Genomic DNA, 16023 nt, shown 5'->3' with positions numbered 1-16023 from the left:
AGCCTTTTTTGATGTTTGGTTGCGGGAGCCGGATTTGAACCGACGACCTTCGGGTTATGAGCCCGACGAGCTACCAGACTGCTCCATCCCGCGTCTGTGTGTCGGCATTCTACAGAGGAATGACGGTGTGTCAACCGCTGATTTAAAGAAAAGCGCTTGTGCTTCAATCGCTTAGCTCTCCAAGAGGGCCGCTGGAAGGGTTTGGGGCCAGTCTGGCCGTGGCTTCCAGCTCTATTGAGGGGAGCCTTTCGATTGAGAAAATGAATTCATCAAGGTTTTTTCCGACTGCTTTGTCAGATGATTCAAAGTACTGGTGCTATATACAGGTGTGAATGCGATACTGGCGATCCGTCTACTTTATGTCCCGATCACGCCTCCCTTTATATGACGCAGCGCAAAATCATCCATGTCGACTGTGATTGTTTCTACGCTGCCATCGAAATGCGGGATAACCCGAGCCTGGCGCAAAAGCCGCTGGCGGTAGGGGGCTCGGCTGATCGGCGCGGGGTGATCGCTACCTGCAACTACGAGGCCCGGGCCTACGGCGTGCGTTCGGCGATGTCGTCGCGCCATGCGTTGAAGCTCTGCCCTGACCTGACCATCGTCAAGCCGCGCATGGACGCCTATAAAGAAGCGTCCAAGGAAATCCACACGATTTTCCGTGACTACACCGACATGATCGAGCCGTTGTCCCTGGACGAGGCTTACCTGGATGTTTCCGATTGCGCGCACTTTGGCGGCAGCGCCACGCGCATCGCCCAGGATATCCGTCGGCGCGTTTCCAATCAGTTGCACATCACGGTTTCTGCGGGAGTGGCTCCCAACAAGTTTCTGGCCAAGATCGCCAGCGACTGGAAAAAGCCCAATGGGCTGTTTGTGATCACCCCGGACCAGGTGGAAGACTTCGTATCGCAGCTGCCGGTGAGCAAGTTGCATGGCGTCGGCAAGGTCACCGCCGACAAGCTGGCACGCCTGGGGATCGAGGATTGCCTGCAATTGCGCGAGTGGAACAAGCTGGCGCTGGTGCGCGAATTCGGCAGCTTTGGTGAGCGGTTATGGAGTTTGGCGCGTGGGATTGATGATCGCGCGGTGCATAACGACAGTCGCCGGCAATCGATCAGCGTGGAGAACACCTACGATGTCGACCTGCCGGACCTGCCCAGTTGCCTGGAAAAGCTACCGGAACTGATGGAAACCCTGGCCGGGCGCATACAGCGTATCGACAGCAGTTATCGGCCGGGCAAACCCTTTGTCAAAGTGAAGTTCCATGACTTTACCCAAACCACCCTGGAGCAGGCGGGGGCGGGGCGGGATCTGGAGAGCTATCGGCAGTTGCTGACCCAGGCGTTCAATCGCGGCGCAAAACCGGTGCGCTTGCTGGGGATTGGTGTGCGGCTGCTCGATTTGAGCGTAGGAAATGAACAGCTAGAGCTGTCCCTGTAGGAGCCGGCAAGCCGGCTCCTACAGGGGGTCAGCGGGTGCCGGGGTCGGCCACCAGTCGGCCGCCGTCCTTGGTCAGGGCCTTGAGAAATTCCTGCTGCAATTCAGGATCATTGCGTGTCAGTTCAATCAGGCTCTGTTCCAGTTCGCTGGCTTCTTCTTCCAGGCCCAGTTCCGACAAGCGCTTGACCCGATGGACCCATTGGTTGACTTCGTCATCCTCCAGGTCGTCGTAGATCAAGGCGTGTGCTTCCAGCAGCTTGCCACGCAGGGTGGTGCTGATGGCCAGGGATGAGTCCGAATGCACATCGTCCTGGGCATCTTCAATGCTGATCCGCAAGGTGCGGACCTTGCTCAGGTCCTGCTCGGCAAACGGGCTGTCCAACAGGTTCAGGCGCAGGACGCCGTTGCGGTCGGTGGTCATCTCGTGGGTCTGCTTGCCGGCTTTTACCTGCACCGGTCGCTCGCTCCACGGCAGGCTGGTGTATTCCAGGCGTCGGTCACGCTGGACTTCATCGATGCCCGCCAGGTTCTGTTGCGCCCGGCCATGGGACTGCACGTTCATGAACGGGTTGAGCCCGGCCACGCCGTAGCTGATCCAGTCATGGGTCATGCTGTCTGGCAGGTTGCCCAGGGCAAAGATGTTCGCCACATTGGCCCCGGCGCCCGCCACCACTGCCACGGCACCCAGCGGGATCTCGTAGAGTTCGCGCCAGGGCTGGTAGGGCGTGTAGCGATCATAGTGACGCGTGACTTCAAATTCAGTGACTTCGAAAGTCCGCTGCTCATGAATGCGCACGCGGCGTTGCGGCAACTCGAGTACTTTGGGTTCGCCCACATCAATCTGCAGGCTGTGGTCGAGCAATTTGCGCTCGATCCGTTCCTCGTGCTCGCTACGCTGCGACATCTGATTGGCACAGCCGCTGACCAGCAGGGCGCCGCACAAGGCGGCGCCCCCCAGGGCTTTGGTGTTTCGCTTGAACATGACTTCTCTTGATCTGGTTTTCAGCGACGAATACGCGCCTGAAGGAAGGGCAGCACGTCAGCCACCGGCAACGGTTGGGCTTGGGCTTCGGTCCGGCTCTTGTATTCCAGATTGCCATCGGCCAGGCCGCGGTCACTGACCACGATCCGGTGAGGGATGCCAATCAGTTCCATGTCGGCAAACTTGATGCCCGGGCTGGTCTTCTTGTCGCGATCGTCCAGCAGTACATCGAAGCCAGCGGCCGTCAGTTCGGCATACAGCTTGTCGGTGGCTTCGCGAACTTGCTCGGTTTCGTAGCGCAGGGGTACCAGGGCGATCTGGAACGGCGCCAAAGTGTCGCTCCAGATGATGCCTTTGTCGTCGTGGCTCTGCTCGATGGCAGCCGCCACCACGCGGGAAACACCAATGCCGTAGCAACCCATTTCCAGGGTTACCGGCTTGCCGTTTTCGCCCAGTACTTCGCACTTCATCGCCTTGCTGTACTTGTTGCCCAGCTGGAAGATGTGCCCCACTTCGATACCGCGCTTGATTTCCAGGGTGCCCTTGCCATCCGGGCTTGGATCACCGGCAACCACGTTGCGCAGGTCGGCCACGGTAGGCACCGGCAGGTCACGTTCCCAGTTGACGCCAAAGTAGTGCTTGTCGTCGATATTGGCACCGATGCCGAAGTCGCTCATCAGCTCGACCGAACGGTCGATGATGATCGGCAGTGGCAGGTTCAGCGGGCCCAGGGAACCAGCGCCGGCGCCAATGGCGTCACGCAGTTCGGCGTCCGAGGCCATGACCAGCGGGCTGGCCACGCCAGGTTGCTGGGCCGCCTTGATTTCGTTGAGTTCGTGGTCGCCACGGATAACCAGGGCGATCAGCTTGCCTTCTTCTTCGGCATGCACGATCAGGGTCTTGATGGTCTTTTCAATCGGCAGATTGAATTTCTCGACCAGGGCCGCGATGGTCTTGGTGTCTGGGGTATCGACCAGGCGCAGCTCTTCAGCCGGCGCCGGACGGGACGTTTCCCGTGGCACGGCTTCGGCTTTCTCGATGTTGGCTGCGTAGTCGGAGCCGTCGCTGAAGACGATGTCGTCTTCGCCCGATTCTGCCAGTACGTGGAACTCGTGGGAGCCCGCGCCGCCGATCGAGCCGTTATCTGCCTCCACTGGGCGGAACTTCAGGCCCAGGCGGGTGAACACGTTGCAATAGGCCTGGTGCATGCGGTCATAGGTGACTTGCAGCGAAGGCTGGTCGGCGTGGAACGAATAGGCGTCCTTCATGATGAATTCGCGGCCACGCATCAAGCCGAAGCGTGGGCGGATTTCGTCACGGAACTTGGTCTGGATCTGATACAGGTTGAGGGGCAGTTGTTTGTAGCTGCTCAACTCGTTGCGCATCAGGTCGGTGATCACTTCTTCATGGGTCGGGCCTGCGCAGAAGTCGCGGCCATGACGATCCTTGAAGCGCAGCAATTCCGGACCGTACTCTTCCCAGCGCCCGGATTCCTGCCACAGTTCAGCCGGCTGAGTGCTCGGCATCAATACTTCCAGAGAGCCGGCGGCGTTCATTTCTTCGCGAACGATCGCTTCGACCTTGCGCATCACCTTCAAGCCCATGGGCAGCCAGGTGTACAGGCCGGAGGCCAGTTTGCGGATCATGCCGGCGCGCAGCATCAGCTGGTGGCTGATCACGACCGCGTCGGAAGGCGTTTCTTTCTGTGTGGCGAGCAAATATTGACTGGTGCGCATGGTAGGCCGTTGTCGGTTGCTTGGACTTGAAGTGACCTGGGATTGTACGGGCGGTCGCCGCCAGAGTACAGGCATCAGGTGGTGACGGGATTTCTGTGGGGCGCCGGCGTCAATGTGGGAGCGGGCTTGCCCGCGATGCAGGCGCCTCGGTGTGTCAGGCAAACCGCAGTGATGCTATCGCGGGCAAGCCCGTTCCCACACAAGCCCGGCCCTGCAGGTGTCAGCCTTCTTCGGGGGGATTCAAGCGGATCCGCCGGCTTTCCTGGTACCAGTGCAAGGCAATCAGCAGCAGCGTTGGCACGCCGAGCAGTGCGGTGATCAGGAAGAAGTTGTGATAGCCGAACTTTTCCACCATGACCCCCGAGTAGCCGCCGATCAGCCGTGGCAACAGCAACATGATCGAGCTGAGCAGGGCGTACTGGGTGGCGGAGAACTTCAGGTTGGTCAGGCTCGACAGATAGGCGACGAATGCCGAGGTCGCCAGGCCTGAGCTGAAGTTGTCCAGGGAGATGGTGAAGATCAGCATCTGCAGGTCGGCGCCCATGTCGGCGAGCATCAGGAACAGCAGGTTGGTGCCGGCCGAGGTGATGCCGCCGATAAACAGGATCGGCAGGATGCCGAACCGCACGATCAACAGGCCGCCCATGCCGGCGCCGACCAGGGTCATGATCAGGCCGAAGATCTTGCTGACGCTGGCGATCTGGTCCTTGGTGAACCCCTGGTCGATATAGAACACGTTGGCCATCACGCCCATCACCGTGTCCGACATCCGGTAGGTGGCGATCAGCCCCAACAGCAGCAAGGCCTGCCAGCGGTAGCGCAGGATAAAGTCGTTGACCGGCGTCAGCACAGGCGCCAGACCCCGGCGGCCCATGGCCGAGAGGCACAGGGCGGTGAGGGTGATATAGAGGATGGCGCGCAGGAAGGCGCGGTCTTCCAGCAACAGGTCGAGCAGGCTCACGCCTTCGAACAGCACGCTGGCGAAGTCGGTGTTGTACAACTGGGTGAACATCGCCGGTACCGACACCAACAAGATGATCAGCACAAATACCGACATCAATTGGTGGGCAAACGTATAGCGCCCGGCCTGCAACTGGGTGCGCAGGGGCACATCGGGTTCACGCATGAAAAAGCTGGTGAGCAGGGCCGGGATCATCAGCACGCCGAACAGCACGTAGGTGCCGGTCCACGCCGAATGCTTGTAGTTGAACCCCGTGGAGCCAAAGCCTTCGGCAAAGAACAGCGCGCCCGCCGTGGCCAGCAGGGCGGCGATGCGATAGCCGGACATATAGCTGGCGGCCAGGGCGGCCTGGCGGCTGTCGTCGGCGATTTCCAGGCGATAGGCGTCCACCGCGATGTCTTGGGTTGCGGAGGCAAATGCGACGATAACGGCAATGGCGATCAGCCAGGACAGGTGTTTCTGCGGGTCGCAGAAGCCCATGCCGATCAAGCCGAGAATCACCAGGGATTGGGACAGCACCAGCCAGGAACGACGACGTCCCAGCTTACCCAACAGCGGCAGGCGCCATTGGTCCAGCAGCGGTGACCAGACCCACTTGAACGCATACGCCAGGCCGATCAGGCTCGCATAGCCGATGGTCTCGCGTGCCACACCGGCTTCGCGCAACCAGACCGAGAGCGTCGAGAACACCAACATGTAAGGCAGGCCGGCGGCAAAGCCGAGCAGTAACAGCACTAATGTCGAGGGGCTGGCATAGGCAGCGAGCGCGGCGCGCCAGGTTTTACGGGGCATGGGCTGGAGTCTGCCTCAGATTTACGGAAACAAAGCGCGCACTCTAACCGCTGTGCTCTACCGGGCGCCAGCCATGACGCTGAATATCAACGCGATTGTTCAGGATACTGACACCTTCACTGCGTAAACGCGCACGTTGTTCATCGCCCGAGACGCTGCCCACCGGCAGACTTATCCGACCGCCGGCGGCGACCACCCGGTGCCAGGGCAACTTCGAACCCTCGGGAAGTTGGCTCAACGTACGGCCCACGAAGCGTGCGGCCCGCCCCAGGCCAGCCAGGTGGGCCAGTTCGCCGTAGCTGACCACGCAGCCTTCGGGCACTTGGGCCAAGGTCAGGTACAGCGCAGTTCGGCGCATTTCGGCCGGGTTTTGCGGGGTGTCAGCGGGCTCGTTCACTGTTCTGGCGGCTCAGTTGAAAATAGTCGTGGATATGTAAGAAACGTCTGTAAAGATGCCGTTGAGAATTGAACTCAATACAAAACCTTGAGTCAGTCCTTGCTAAGACTTCAGCTACGCCGATAATGCCTCCTTTTTCGCCAAACTTGAGCCCCGTAACCGCTTATGTTGTCCAGAACCCTGCTGTGCCTCGCTGTCTTTACTGCTTCTACCCCTGTGCTGGCCGATACGGTCTGGTTGAAAAACGGTGATCGCCTGACCGGCAAGATCAAGGTTTTCGATGGCGGCAAGCTGCTGATCCAGACCGAATACGCGGGCGCGATCCCGGTGGACTGGAAACAGGTGAAAACCCTGGAAAGCGACCAGGAGTTGCTGGTCAAGCAGGATGCCTATATCGGCGAGAAGGCCAAGTCCCTGCATCCGGCCGAGGACGGCAAGGTGGTCCTGGCCAACGGCGAAACACCGAAGACGGTGGAGTTGGCCAGTATCCAGCAGATCATCAAGCCCAAGCCTGTGATCGAGGACCTGGTGTGGAAGGGCAATGTCGACGTGGCGCTGGACTACAAGCGTGCGGAAAAAGACACCGACGACTATGACATCGACTTCAAGACCACTGCCCGTCACGGCAAGTGGCGCCATATTGCAGAAGGCGAATACAACCGCGAATTCCAGAACGATGTGGTCACCACCGATAACTGGAGCGCCGAGTACGCGCTGGACCGCTTTATCACCGACCAGTGGTTCTGGCAGGGGCGCCTGACCTACAAGCACGACAAGGTCGAAGACCTGCGTCGCCAGCGCACCGTCGGTACCGGTCCGGGTTATCAGTTCTGGGATGATGAACTGGGGGCTTTCTCCCTGGGGTCATTGCTCAACCGTACTGACTACGAGTACCAGGATGGCGGCAAGGACAACTTCTATTCCCTGGCGATGAAGTGGGACTACAACCGCTATCTGATCGGCAAGACCGTGGAGTTCTTCACCAACGGTGAAGTGGGCAAGCCCCTGGCCGGCCCCGCCGACTACGCGCTCGATGCCGAAATGGGCCTGCGCTACAAAGTCACCGAATGGGCCTCGCTCAACCTCAAGGCCGAGCGCGACATCATCAGCGGCGGTTCGGACAGCGACCTGAGCAAGACCCGCTACACCGCAGGGTTTGGCGTGACCTGGTAAGCCTGCCTGGGTGTGATCGTGCTTTTGTGGCGAGCCGGCTTGTCGGAACGCCGCATCGCCCGCGTTGGGGCGCGTAGCGCCCCCCCTGATTTGTTTTTCAGTGGTGTTACAGGCGCAACCCGCCATCCAGCTCCAGGATGCGCCCGGTGTAGTAGTCGTTCTCGAAGATATAGGCCGCCGAGTGGGCGATCTCTTGCGGCCGGCCCATGCGCTTGAGCGGAATCCCCGACGTCATCTTCTCCAATGCTTCGGGCTTCATGCCCAGGGTCATTTCGGTCTCGATAAAGCCCGGCGCAATCCCCGCCACACGTATGCCATAACGCGCCAGCTCCCTGGCCCAGGTCACCGTTGCTGCGGCCACGCCGGCCTTGGCCGCCGAATAGTTGGTCTGGCCCACATTGCCCGCGCGGGAGATGGACGAGATGTTGATAATGGCGCCCTGGTTTTTCAGCTCCACCATCTTCGCCGCCACTTCACGGGTGCAGAGGAACACGCCGGTCAGATTGACGTCGATCACCGCCTGCCACTGGGCCAGGCTCATCTTGGTCATCTCGCCGTCCTTGACCTTGAGCAGCAAGCCATCGCGCAGGATCCCGGCGTTGTTGATCAAACCATGGATCGCGCCAAAGTCATCGGCGATCCGTGCCACGGTATGGGTCACCTGTTCTTCATCCGCCACGTTGCATAGATAGCTGCGTGCGGTGACGCCATGGGACTGGCATGCAGCCACTGCGGCATCGAGCTTTTCCTGATTGAGGTCCACCAGCGCCAGGTGGGCACCTTTGCTTGCAAAATACTCGGCCATGGAGCGGCCCAAACCCTGGCAACCGCCGGTGATAATGATTACTTTGTCGTTGAGATGCATTCGCATGTCCTGTGAGCAGATTTAAGCGGTTGTCCAAGTCCGTTTTGTGACGGATCTTATCGAAGGAGTCATAAGTTGAGCGTCCACGTTGCCAAGAATGCCCGAGAACTACTGCTCAAGGAATACCGTGGGGCGCTCGCCACGCACTCCAAGGCCATGCCCGGTTTTCCCTTTGGTTCGGTAGTGCCTTATTGCCTGGACGCAGAGGGCCGGCCGTTGATCCTGATCAGCCGTATCGCCCAGCACACCCATAACCTGCAAAAAGATCCGAAATGCTCGTTGCTGGTAGGCGAGCGTGAGGCTGATGATGTGCAGGCCGTGGGCCGCCTGACTTACCTGGCTGAAGCCGAAAAACTCGAGGACGAGGTGGCCATCGCCGCCGCCGCCGAGCGTTACTACCGGTATTTCCCCGACTCGGCTAACTACCATAAAGCCCATGACTTTGATTTCTGGGTGCTCAAGCCGGTGCGTCATCGCTATATCGGCGGTTTCGGCGCGATCCATTGGGTCGACCAACTGACCCTGGCCAACCCGTTTGCCGGCAAGGCCGAGTTGAGCATGATCGAGCACATGAACAGCGATCACACCAAAGCCATTGCCCACTATGTCGAGTTGGCCGGCCTGCCGACCTCCGAGCCCGCGCAGTTGGCGGGTATCGATAGTGAAGGCATGCACCTGCGCATCGGCCAGTGCTTGCACTGGTTGCCGTTTGCGGCTACTTGCAATACGCCGACACAAGTGCGCGAAGCCTTGGTTTTCCTGGCTCACGCCGAGCAATGGCCGAAAAAATCCACCACCCAAGCTTGAATTCACGAAAGGGCGACGTCATCTAAGGTCTAGTAGCAAGGCATTCTTGCGTTGAGGAACCATTTGATGCGCCCTTTTTTATTGCTCTTTCTGCTGTTTCCGGTGCTGGAGCTGTTCGTATTCGTCAAGGTCAGCGGGGCTATCGGGTTTTTCCCGGCGCTGCTGCTGATCATTCTCGGCTCGATGCTCGGCGTGTTCGTGCTGCGCATCGCCGGCCTGGCCACCGCACTGCGTGCCCGTGAAAGCCTGAATCGCGGCGAACTGCCGGCCCAGACCATGCTTGAAGGCCTGATGATGGCCTTGGCCGGTGGCCTGCTGATCGTGCCGGGTTTTGTCAGCGATGTGCTGGGTTTGATTCTGCTGCTGCCATTCACTCGTCGGTTGCTGGCAGGCAAGTTGCGCCAGCGTGCCGAAGAAGCGGCGGTGCGCCAGCGCGCCTTTGCCGACGACCTGCAGCCACGTGGCGGCCCGGCACCTCGCCAGCCGCTGGGGCGTGAAGGTGATGTGATCGAAGGCGAGTTCGAGCACCGCGACTCCAAGTAACGCCATGTCAGGCAGGGTGCCTTCGGGTGCCCTGCTGACACAAAAATTTTCACCTGTGGCCCTTGTAATAAGCATATACGCCCTTATGTAACGGTCACCGCAAGGTTTCTGGTGGCGACACCAGACAGACTTCCGCGTTTCGCCTGGCGAACCGCGACCGGCCCCGCCGGAATACCACCAGCCGGTACTGATACCGGCCGATGAAACTTACAATTAGGAGAGATCGACAATGAGCAAGCTTCGTCCTCTGCACGACCGCGTCGTTATCCGTCGCAGCGAAGAAGAAAAGAAAACCGCTGGCGGTATCGTTCTGCCAGGTTCGGCTGCTGAAAAAGCCAACCACGGTGTGATCGTCGCTGCAGGCCCAGGCAAGACTCTGGAAAATGGTGACGTGCGTGCGCTGGCCGTTAAAGTCGGTGACAAGGTTGTATTCGGTCCTTACTCCGGCAGCAACACTGTGAAAGTTGACGGCGAAGACCTGCTGGTTATGGCTGAGAACGAGATTCTCGCTGTTCTGGAAGACTGATTCCCCGCTCATTTTCCCGTTACTACAAAGTATTTAAGGAATATCGATCATGGCTGCTAAAGAAGTTAAATTCGGCGATTCCGCCCGTAAGAAAATGCTCACCGGTGTCAACATCCTGGCTGACGCAGTAAAAGCGACCCTGGGCCCGAAAGGCCGTAACGTGATCATCGAGAAGAGCTTCGGCGCTCCGACCATCACCAAGGACGGCGTTTCCGTAGCAAAAGAAATCGAACTGGAAGACCGTTTCGAAAACATGGGCGCGCAGCTGGTCAAAGACGTTGCCTCCCGTGCCAACGATGACGCAGGCGACGGTACTACCACCGCCACCGTTCTGGCTCAGTCGATCGTCAACGAAGGCCTGAAAGCCGTCGCTGCCGGCATGAACCCGATGGACCTCAAGCGCGGTATCGACAAGGCGACCATCGCCGTTGTTGCCGAGCTGAAAAACCTGTCCAAGCCATGCGCTGACACCAAGGCTATCGCTCAGGTAGGCACCATCTCCGCCAACTCCGACAGCTCCATCGGCGACATCATTGCCGAAGCCATGGAAAAAGTCGGTAAAGAAGGCGTGATCACCGTTGAAGAAGGCACTGGCCTGGAAAACGAACTGTCGGTTGTAGAAGGCATGCAGTTCGACCGTGGCTACCTGTCCCCGTACTTCGTCAACAAGCCAGAAACCATGGTTGCCGAGCTGGAAAGCCCGCTGATCCTGCTGGTCGACAAAAAGATCTCCAACATCCGCGAAATGCTGCCAGTGCTGGAAGCCGTTGCCAAAGCCGGCCGCCCACTGCTGATCGTTTCCGAAGACGTTGAAGGCGAAGCCCTGGCGACTCTGGTTGTGAACAACATGCGTGGCATCGTTAAAGTCGCAGCCGTCAAGGCTCCAGGCTTCGGCGACCGTCGCAAGGCCATGCTGCAGGACATCGCAGTCCTGACTGGCGGTACCGTAATCTCCGAAGAGATCGGCCTGAGCCTGGAAAGCGCCACCCTGGAAAACCTGGGTAGCGCCAAGCGCGTGACCATCTCCAAGGAAAACACCATCATCGTTGACGGTGCTGGCGTTGAGCAGGACATCCAGGCGCGTATCACCCAGATCCGTGCCCAGGTTGCTGAAACCTCCTCGGACTACGACCGTGAAAAACTGCAAGAGCGTCTGGCCAAGCTGTCCGGCGGCGTTGCAGTGATCAAGGTTGGCGCTGGTTCCGAAGTTGAAATGAAAGAGAAGAAAGCCCGCGTTGAAGACGCCCTGCACGCGACCCGTGCAGCCGTTGAAGAAGGCGTGGTACCTGGCGGTGGCGTTGCGCTGATCCGTGCTCTGGAAGCCTTGGTTGACCTCAAAGGCGATAACGCTGACCAGAACGTCGGTATCGCTGTTCTGCGTCGCGCCGTTGAATCCCCACTGCGCCAGATCGCTTCCAACAGCGGCGACGAGCCAAGTGTTGTGGTCAACGAAGTGAAGAACGGTAAAGGTAACTACGGTTACAACGCTGCAACCAGCGAATACGGCGACATGGTTGAAATGGGTATTCTGGACCCAACCAAAGTCACCCGTTCGGCTCTGCAAGCTGCAGCTTCGATCGCTGGTCTGCTGCTGACTACCGAAGTCGGCATTGCTGAAAAGCCGAAGGCTGAAGGTAGCGGCGGCATGCCAGACATGGGCGGCATGGGTGGTATGGGCGGCATGGGCGGCATGATGTAAGCCAGCCTTACCCCTGTACTGAAACCCCGCCTGCAGCGATGCAGGCGGGGTTTTTTAATGCCTGGTTTTTGCCTGGGTGTAGTAACCCTGCATCAGTGTGATGGTCTTTCTGTGCGCGGCGGGTGAAGTGATAGTGAAAAACTCGTGAAGCCCATCAATAGGTTGAAAAAACTTATAGACTCGCTACGGCGCCCTAGTCGTGGAGCACACTTGGCCTTAAGCTGCGCGAGCCAACACGGCCGTTACCGCGTACGGAGACACTGCCCATGCGAATTTTATTGGTTGAAGACAACCGCGATATTCTGGCCAACCTGGCGGATTACCTGGGGCTCAAGGGTTATACCGTGGACTGTGCGCAGGACGGTTTGTCGGGCCTGCATCTGGCCGCCACCGAGCATTACGACCTGATCGTGCTCGATATCATGCTGCCCGGCATTGATGGCTACACCTTGTGCAAACGCCTGCGTGAAGATGCGCGCCGCGATACGCCGGTGATCATGCTCACCGCCCGCGATCAATTGGACGACCGCCTGCAAGGTTTCAAGTCGGGTGCCGACGACTATCTGCTCAAGCCGTTTGCCCTATCGGAGTTGGCCGCACGCATCGAAGCGGTGCTGCGCCGGGCCCAGGGCGGCGGGCGGCGTGAGCTGCAAGTCGGCGATCTGTCCTACGACCTCGATACCCTGGAAGTGACCCGCGAAGGGCGTTTGCTCAAGCTCAACCCGGTCGGCCTGAAATTGCTCGCCGTGCTGATGCAGAAAAGCCCTCACGTCCTGCGTCGCGAAGTGTTGGAAGAAGCCCTGTGGGGCGATGACTGCCCGGACAGCGACAGCCTGCGCAGCCATGTCCACCAACTGCGCCAGGTGATCGACAAGCCATTTGCCAAACCATTGCTGCAAACCGTGCATGGCGTGGGTTATCGCTTGGCCGAGGGCCGTGATGGAGTTTAAGCAAAGCCTTGCCCAGCGGATCATCATCGCCTTTGCGCTGATGAGCGCGCTGGTGGCGGGGGCCTTTGCCATGGGCATCGTCGCCACGGTGCACCTGGTGGAAGAAAAACTGATTTCGGCGGGCCTGGGCGGCGACTTGCAACGCTTGCTGCTGATGGACAGTGTCGAAGACTGGCGCCACCGGCCCGAGCCGGACCAGTTGTTCTACTTCAGCGGCGGGCGCGGCGATTTTGAGCTGCCCAAGGACTTGCGGCATCTGGATGCGGGCTTTCACGAAGTGTTTCGCGAAGCGCTGTCCTACCATGCCATGGTTGAGATCGTCGACGGCCGGCGTTATGTCCTACTGCAAGACCAGAGCGATTTCGAAGAGCGTGAGCGTGTGCTGTTTGCGGTGGTGCTGGTGGGGTTTGTCCTCAGCCTGGCGCTGGCGGTATTCCTCGGCTGGGTCCTGGCCCGCAAGGTAATGGCCCCAGTGGTGCGCCTGGCGCGCCAGGTGCGTCATCGTGACCAACTGCTGGGCCTGGCCCCGCCGTTGGCCCCGGACTATGCCGCCGACGAAGTGGGCGAGCTGGCAGTGGCCTTCGACGCCACCCTGGGCCGCCTACGCCAGGCGCTGACCCGTGAGCGCCTGTTTACCAGTGATGTCAGCCATGAACTGCGGACGCCACTGATGGTGCTGGCCAGCTCCTGCGAACTGCTGCTGGAAAACCCGGCCATCGATTCGCGGGGGCGCAAACAGGTCGAGCGCATCGCCCGGGCCTGCGAGGAAATGCGCGAACTGGTGCAGACCTTCCTGATGCTCGCCCGCGCCCAGCATGACGACACCACCATGTCACCCCAAGTCACCCTGGCCCAGGTCGCCGAGGACTTGCTGGGGATTTGGCGTGAACCCATCGAGCGCAAGGGCATCGAGCTGTTCTACCAGCCGGGCAACCCCCTCGATATCCGCTACAACGCCACCTTTTTGCATGCGGTGATGGGGAACCTGTTGCGCAACGCCCTGCATTACACGGAGCAGGGCTTTATCCGCCTGACCCTGGAACCCACGGGGTTTGTGGTGGAAGACACCGGCGTGGGCATCCCCGAGGACAAGCGCGAAGCGATGTTCGAGCCCTTTGTGCGCGGCAATGAAAAACGCGGCGATGGCCTGGGCCTGGGTTTGTCGCTGGTGCAGCGGATCTGCGATAACCAGGGCTGGGTGGTCAGCCTCAGCACCATGGAGCCTAGCGGCTGCCGTTTCCATGTTGAATTGAGCCACGTCAAACCCTGATCCCTTGCGTTGGGGCAGATTCCCTGCTGTTCGACGAAGATGGCTTCCTGCCATGCTTTTTTCCCTGTAAAACTTTGTAATTCTTTAGGGTTAGACGGGACGTTTTTTTCACAAAGGGTTGACCTGTGGATGACGTGCGGCTGCTTAAAGTCGTAGGCATCAGTCCAGGAGACTCGTTGATGGCTACTCCGATCAAGCTTGAATTTTCCGCAAAGTACGACGACCGCCACGCTCAGCAATATTTGCTCAAACACCAGGGCACGTTGGCGCGCCGGCTGTCCCACAAACGCGACGAACAATTGGCCCGTGGTGCGCTGGCGATGGCCGGTGAGCCTGGCCTGGTATTGGACTTGCCGTGCGGCGCCGGGCGTTTCTGGCCGTTACTCACAGAAAAGCCCAACCGGATCGTTATCGGTGCGGACAATTCCGAGTCCATGCTGAACATCGCCATGGGGGCGCAACCGGCGGATGTGGTCAAGCAGGTACGACCCTTGCAGACATCTGCCTTTGATATCGATTTGCCAGACAGCGCCGTGGACAGCATTTTTTGCATGCGCCTGTTGCACCACATCGGCGAGCCGGCCCACCGAATGGCGATATTGAAGGAATTTCAACGAGTTACCCGCGACAGCGTGATCATTTCATTGTGGGTGGATGGCAACTTCAAGGCCTGGAAACGCAAGCGCCTGGAAGTGCAGCGCCGCAACAAAAGTGAGCAGGAGAGTTACCGAAATCGATTTGTGTTACCGGCTGCTACTGTTGAGGCTGAGTTTGAGCAAGCTGGTTTTCGCGTCCAGGAGTATTTGGACTTCATACCGCTGTATGCCATGTGGCGAGTGTATGTATTGCGCAAGAGGTAGCAGGATGGTGGTTGAGTACGTAGCAGGCAGTCACGTAGCTCCCGAAGAGCGGTTCGAATATTTCTGGCGGCAGCAGGGCGAGTGGGTCGAGGCACCCAATCGTCGTCGAGGTGGCGAAAGCGGCGTGCAGCGGGTGATCGGGACCAATGGGCGGCTGCTCTACAGCAAGCGTCAGACCGGCCATACCTATCGCAGCTGGCTGCACCCCTTCGGGCGGCCTACGGTGCTGCGTGAGCGTGATGCGCTCAGGGGCCTGCGTTTGCTCGATGTCGGCGTTCCGGAGCTGGTGTTCTGTGGCGCCCGACGTGACCCTGAACATCAATGGAAGGCCTTGTTGGTGACGGCGTCATTGGATGGTTTCGAGGAAATCGACAACTGGTACGCCGCCGGTGGCCGCAAGCAATGCGGGGAACTGGTGCATGAGCGGCTGCTTGATGAACTGGCGCAAACCCTGGCGCGCATGCACAAAGGGCGTTGGCAGCATGGCTGCTTGTACAGCAAGCATATCTTTGTGCGGGTCAGCGGTGCGGGAGAGGGCGCGACGGTCGAAGTGGCGCTGCTGGACCTGGAAAAGTGCCGCCAGCGTTTGACCGCCCGACGGGCCGCAGCCCATGACATGCAGCAATTGCGTCGCCATTCGTCGTGGAATGCCGCTGACTGGCAAAAACTCAGCTACTTTTACGAAGCGGCGTTTGGCAGCGCTATCAAGGGTTTAACCTAATGAAGCTAGAAATAGCACGAGGTTTGTTTCTGTTGGGGGCCTTGGGCATCGCCTCCCTGGCCCTGGCTGCCTGGGAGCAGCCCCGCACAGAAGTCCTCAGCGCGGTGCACAGTGGCGGGCAATGCCCGCTACCACGGATCGCCAAAACCACGGGGGTTACGCAGCCTGATCATCAGCTTTTGCTGTTTATGTTCGGGATGTCCCAAGGGATGAGGCCTGCGAGTTGAAGAGATTGACCCCCCGATAAAAGGCCTCGCATAGCGAGGCCTTTTGTTTTGTGCGTACTTGTGGGGAGGGA

The 16023-nt window shown here is 59.5% G+C and carries 16 protein-coding genes and 1 tRNA gene; 11 read left to right on the top strand and 6 right to left on the bottom strand.

Annotated features, from left to right (window positions below; translation table 11 throughout):
- Positions 1-16 precede the first annotated feature (16 nt).
- A tRNA-Met gene (locus BHC62_RS05925) sits at positions 17-93 on the bottom strand.
- 291 nt (positions 94-384) lie between these two features.
- Between BHC62_RS05925 and dinB the strand changes: the two genes are divergently transcribed.
- A complete protein-coding gene (gene dinB, locus BHC62_RS05920) occupies positions 385-1443 on the top strand; it encodes a DNA polymerase IV (RefSeq protein ID WP_070994467.1) in 1059 nt (352 codons plus the stop codon).
- A 28-nt stretch (positions 1444-1471) separates the two neighbouring features.
- On the opposite strand, the gene BHC62_RS05915 is transcribed toward dinB, so the two are convergent.
- The 4 genes from BHC62_RS05915 to BHC62_RS05900 all read right to left on the bottom strand — a co-directional run bounded on the left by BHC62_RS05915 (position 1472) and on the right by BHC62_RS05900 (position 6311).
- Positions 1472-2425 (bottom strand): hypothetical protein, encoded by a 954-nt coding sequence (locus tag BHC62_RS05915; protein ID WP_029295348.1) that lies wholly within the window; start codon positions 2423-2425, stop codon positions 1472-1474.
- 20 nt (positions 2426-2445) lie between these two features.
- Positions 2446-4161, bottom strand: a complete 1716-nt coding sequence (locus BHC62_RS05910) for a proline--tRNA ligase (RefSeq protein ID WP_070994466.1) — start codon at positions 4159-4161, stop codon at positions 2446-2448.
- A gap of 220 nt (positions 4162-4381) precedes the next feature.
- Positions 4382-5914 (bottom strand): AmpG family muropeptide MFS transporter, encoded by a 1533-nt coding sequence (locus BHC62_RS05905; RefSeq protein WP_029295353.1) that lies wholly within the window; start codon positions 5912-5914, stop codon positions 4382-4384.
- Between the two features lie 43 nt (positions 5915-5957).
- Positions 5958-6311: an MGMT family protein gene (locus BHC62_RS05900; RefSeq protein ID WP_029295355.1), complete on the bottom strand. Its 354-nt coding sequence runs from the start codon at positions 6309-6311 to the stop codon at positions 5958-5960.
- Between the two features lie 165 nt (positions 6312-6476).
- Between BHC62_RS05900 and BHC62_RS05895 the strand changes: the two genes are divergently transcribed.
- Positions 6477-7484, top strand: coding sequence for a DUF481 domain-containing protein (locus BHC62_RS05895; RefSeq protein ID WP_029295357.1), 1008 nt, complete (start codon positions 6477-6479; stop codon positions 7482-7484).
- 106 nt (positions 7485-7590) lie between these two features.
- Here the strand turns inward: BHC62_RS05895 and BHC62_RS05890 are convergent, their stop codons facing one another.
- Complete coding sequence (locus tag BHC62_RS05890; protein ID WP_029295359.1) at positions 7591-8349, bottom strand: SDR family oxidoreductase; 759 nt, start codon at positions 8347-8349, stop codon at positions 7591-7593.
- Between the two features lie 75 nt (positions 8350-8424).
- Here BHC62_RS05890 and BHC62_RS05885 point away from each other — a divergent pair, with 75 nt between their 5' ends.
- The 9 genes from BHC62_RS05885 to BHC62_RS28860 all read left to right on the top strand — a co-directional run bounded on the left by BHC62_RS05885 (position 8425) and on the right by BHC62_RS28860 (position 15952).
- On the top strand, positions 8425-9156 hold the full coding sequence (locus BHC62_RS05885; protein ID WP_070994465.1) for a HugZ family protein: 732 nt from the start codon (positions 8425-8427) through the stop codon (positions 9154-9156).
- A 66-nt stretch (positions 9157-9222) separates the two neighbouring features.
- A complete protein-coding gene (locus tag BHC62_RS05880; RefSeq protein ID WP_029295363.1) occupies positions 9223-9699 on the top strand; it encodes an FxsA family protein in 477 nt (158 codons plus the stop codon).
- Positions 9700-9928: 229 nt separating this feature from the next.
- Positions 9929-10225, top strand: coding sequence for a co-chaperone GroES (groES, locus tag BHC62_RS05875; protein WP_003175874.1), 297 nt, complete (start codon positions 9929-9931; stop codon positions 10223-10225).
- A 49-nt stretch (positions 10226-10274) separates the two neighbouring features.
- Positions 10275-11924, top strand: coding sequence for a chaperonin GroEL (groL, locus tag BHC62_RS05870; protein WP_070994464.1), 1650 nt, complete (start codon positions 10275-10277; stop codon positions 11922-11924).
- A 266-nt stretch (positions 11925-12190) separates the two neighbouring features.
- The gene (colR, locus tag BHC62_RS05865; RefSeq protein WP_029295378.1) at positions 12191-12874 is read left to right on the top strand and encodes a two-component system response regulator ColR; all 684 of its coding nucleotides are present in this window, start codon (positions 12191-12193) and stop codon (positions 12872-12874) included.
- Positions 12864-14144: a HAMP domain-containing sensor histidine kinase gene (locus BHC62_RS05860; RefSeq protein ID WP_029295380.1), complete on the top strand. Its 1281-nt coding sequence runs from the start codon at positions 12864-12866 to the stop codon at positions 14142-14144. Before colR ends, BHC62_RS05860 begins: the two co-directional genes overlap by 11 nt.
- Before the next feature lie 179 nt (positions 14145-14323).
- Positions 14324-15004, top strand: coding sequence for a class I SAM-dependent methyltransferase (locus tag BHC62_RS05855; protein ID WP_070994463.1), 681 nt, complete (start codon positions 14324-14326; stop codon positions 15002-15004).
- 4 nt (positions 15005-15008) lie between these two features.
- Positions 15009-15725 (top strand): lipopolysaccharide kinase InaA family protein, encoded by a 717-nt coding sequence (locus BHC62_RS05850; protein ID WP_070994462.1) that lies wholly within the window; start codon positions 15009-15011, stop codon positions 15723-15725.
- Complete coding sequence (locus BHC62_RS28860; RefSeq protein ID WP_029295386.1) at positions 15725-15952, top strand: hypothetical protein; 228 nt, start codon at positions 15725-15727, stop codon at positions 15950-15952. Before BHC62_RS05850 ends, BHC62_RS28860 begins: the two co-directional genes overlap by 1 nt.
- Positions 15953-16023: the final 71 nt, after the last annotated feature.

It is taken from the genome of Pseudomonas sp. 06C 126 (assembly GCF_001855215.1).
Lineage (GTDB): Bacteria > Pseudomonadota > Gammaproteobacteria > Pseudomonadales > Pseudomonadaceae > Aquipseudomonas > Aquipseudomonas proteolytica.
Note: the sequence above shows the minus strand (reverse complement) of the source record. Positions and strands in the feature narration are given on the sequence as shown.

Bases quoted from the DNA above. Each gene is read 5' to 3' on its own strand.
- dinB (WP_070994467.1), top strand. From the start codon at position 385: ATGACGCAGCGCAAAATCATCCATGTCGACTGTGATTGTTTCTACGCT.
- BHC62_RS05915 (WP_029295348.1), bottom strand. From the start codon at position 2,425: ATGTTCAAGCGAAACACCAAAGCCCTGGGGGGCGCCGCCTTGTGCGGC.
- BHC62_RS05910 (WP_070994466.1), bottom strand. From the start codon at position 4,161: ATGCGCACCAGTCAATATTTGCTCGCCACACAGAAAGAAACGCCTTCC.
- BHC62_RS05905 (WP_029295353.1), bottom strand. From the start codon at position 5,914: ATGCCCCGTAAAACCTGGCGCGCCGCGCTCGCTGCCTATGCCAGCCCC.
- BHC62_RS05895 (WP_029295357.1), top strand. From the start codon at position 6,477: ATGTTGTCCAGAACCCTGCTGTGCCTCGCTGTCTTTACTGCTTCTACC.
- BHC62_RS05890 (WP_029295359.1), bottom strand. From the start codon at position 8,349: ATGCATCTCAACGACAAAGTAATCATTATCACCGGCGGTTGCCAGGGT.
- BHC62_RS05880 (WP_029295363.1), top strand. From the start codon at position 9,223: ATGCGCCCTTTTTTATTGCTCTTTCTGCTGTTTCCGGTGCTGGAGCTG.
- groES (WP_003175874.1), top strand. From the start codon at position 9,929: ATGAGCAAGCTTCGTCCTCTGCACGACCGCGTCGTTATCCGTCGCAGC.
- groL (WP_070994464.1), top strand. From the start codon at position 10,275: ATGGCTGCTAAAGAAGTTAAATTCGGCGATTCCGCCCGTAAGAAAATG.
- colR (WP_029295378.1), top strand. From the start codon at position 12,191: ATGCGAATTTTATTGGTTGAAGACAACCGCGATATTCTGGCCAACCTG.
- BHC62_RS05860 (WP_029295380.1), top strand. From the start codon at position 12,864: ATGGAGTTTAAGCAAAGCCTTGCCCAGCGGATCATCATCGCCTTTGCG.
- BHC62_RS05855 (WP_070994463.1), top strand. From the start codon at position 14,324: ATGGCTACTCCGATCAAGCTTGAATTTTCCGCAAAGTACGACGACCGC.
- BHC62_RS05850 (WP_070994462.1), top strand. From the start codon at position 15,009: ATGGTGGTTGAGTACGTAGCAGGCAGTCACGTAGCTCCCGAAGAGCGG.
- BHC62_RS28860 (WP_029295386.1), top strand. From the start codon at position 15,725: ATGAAGCTAGAAATAGCACGAGGTTTGTTTCTGTTGGGGGCCTTGGGC.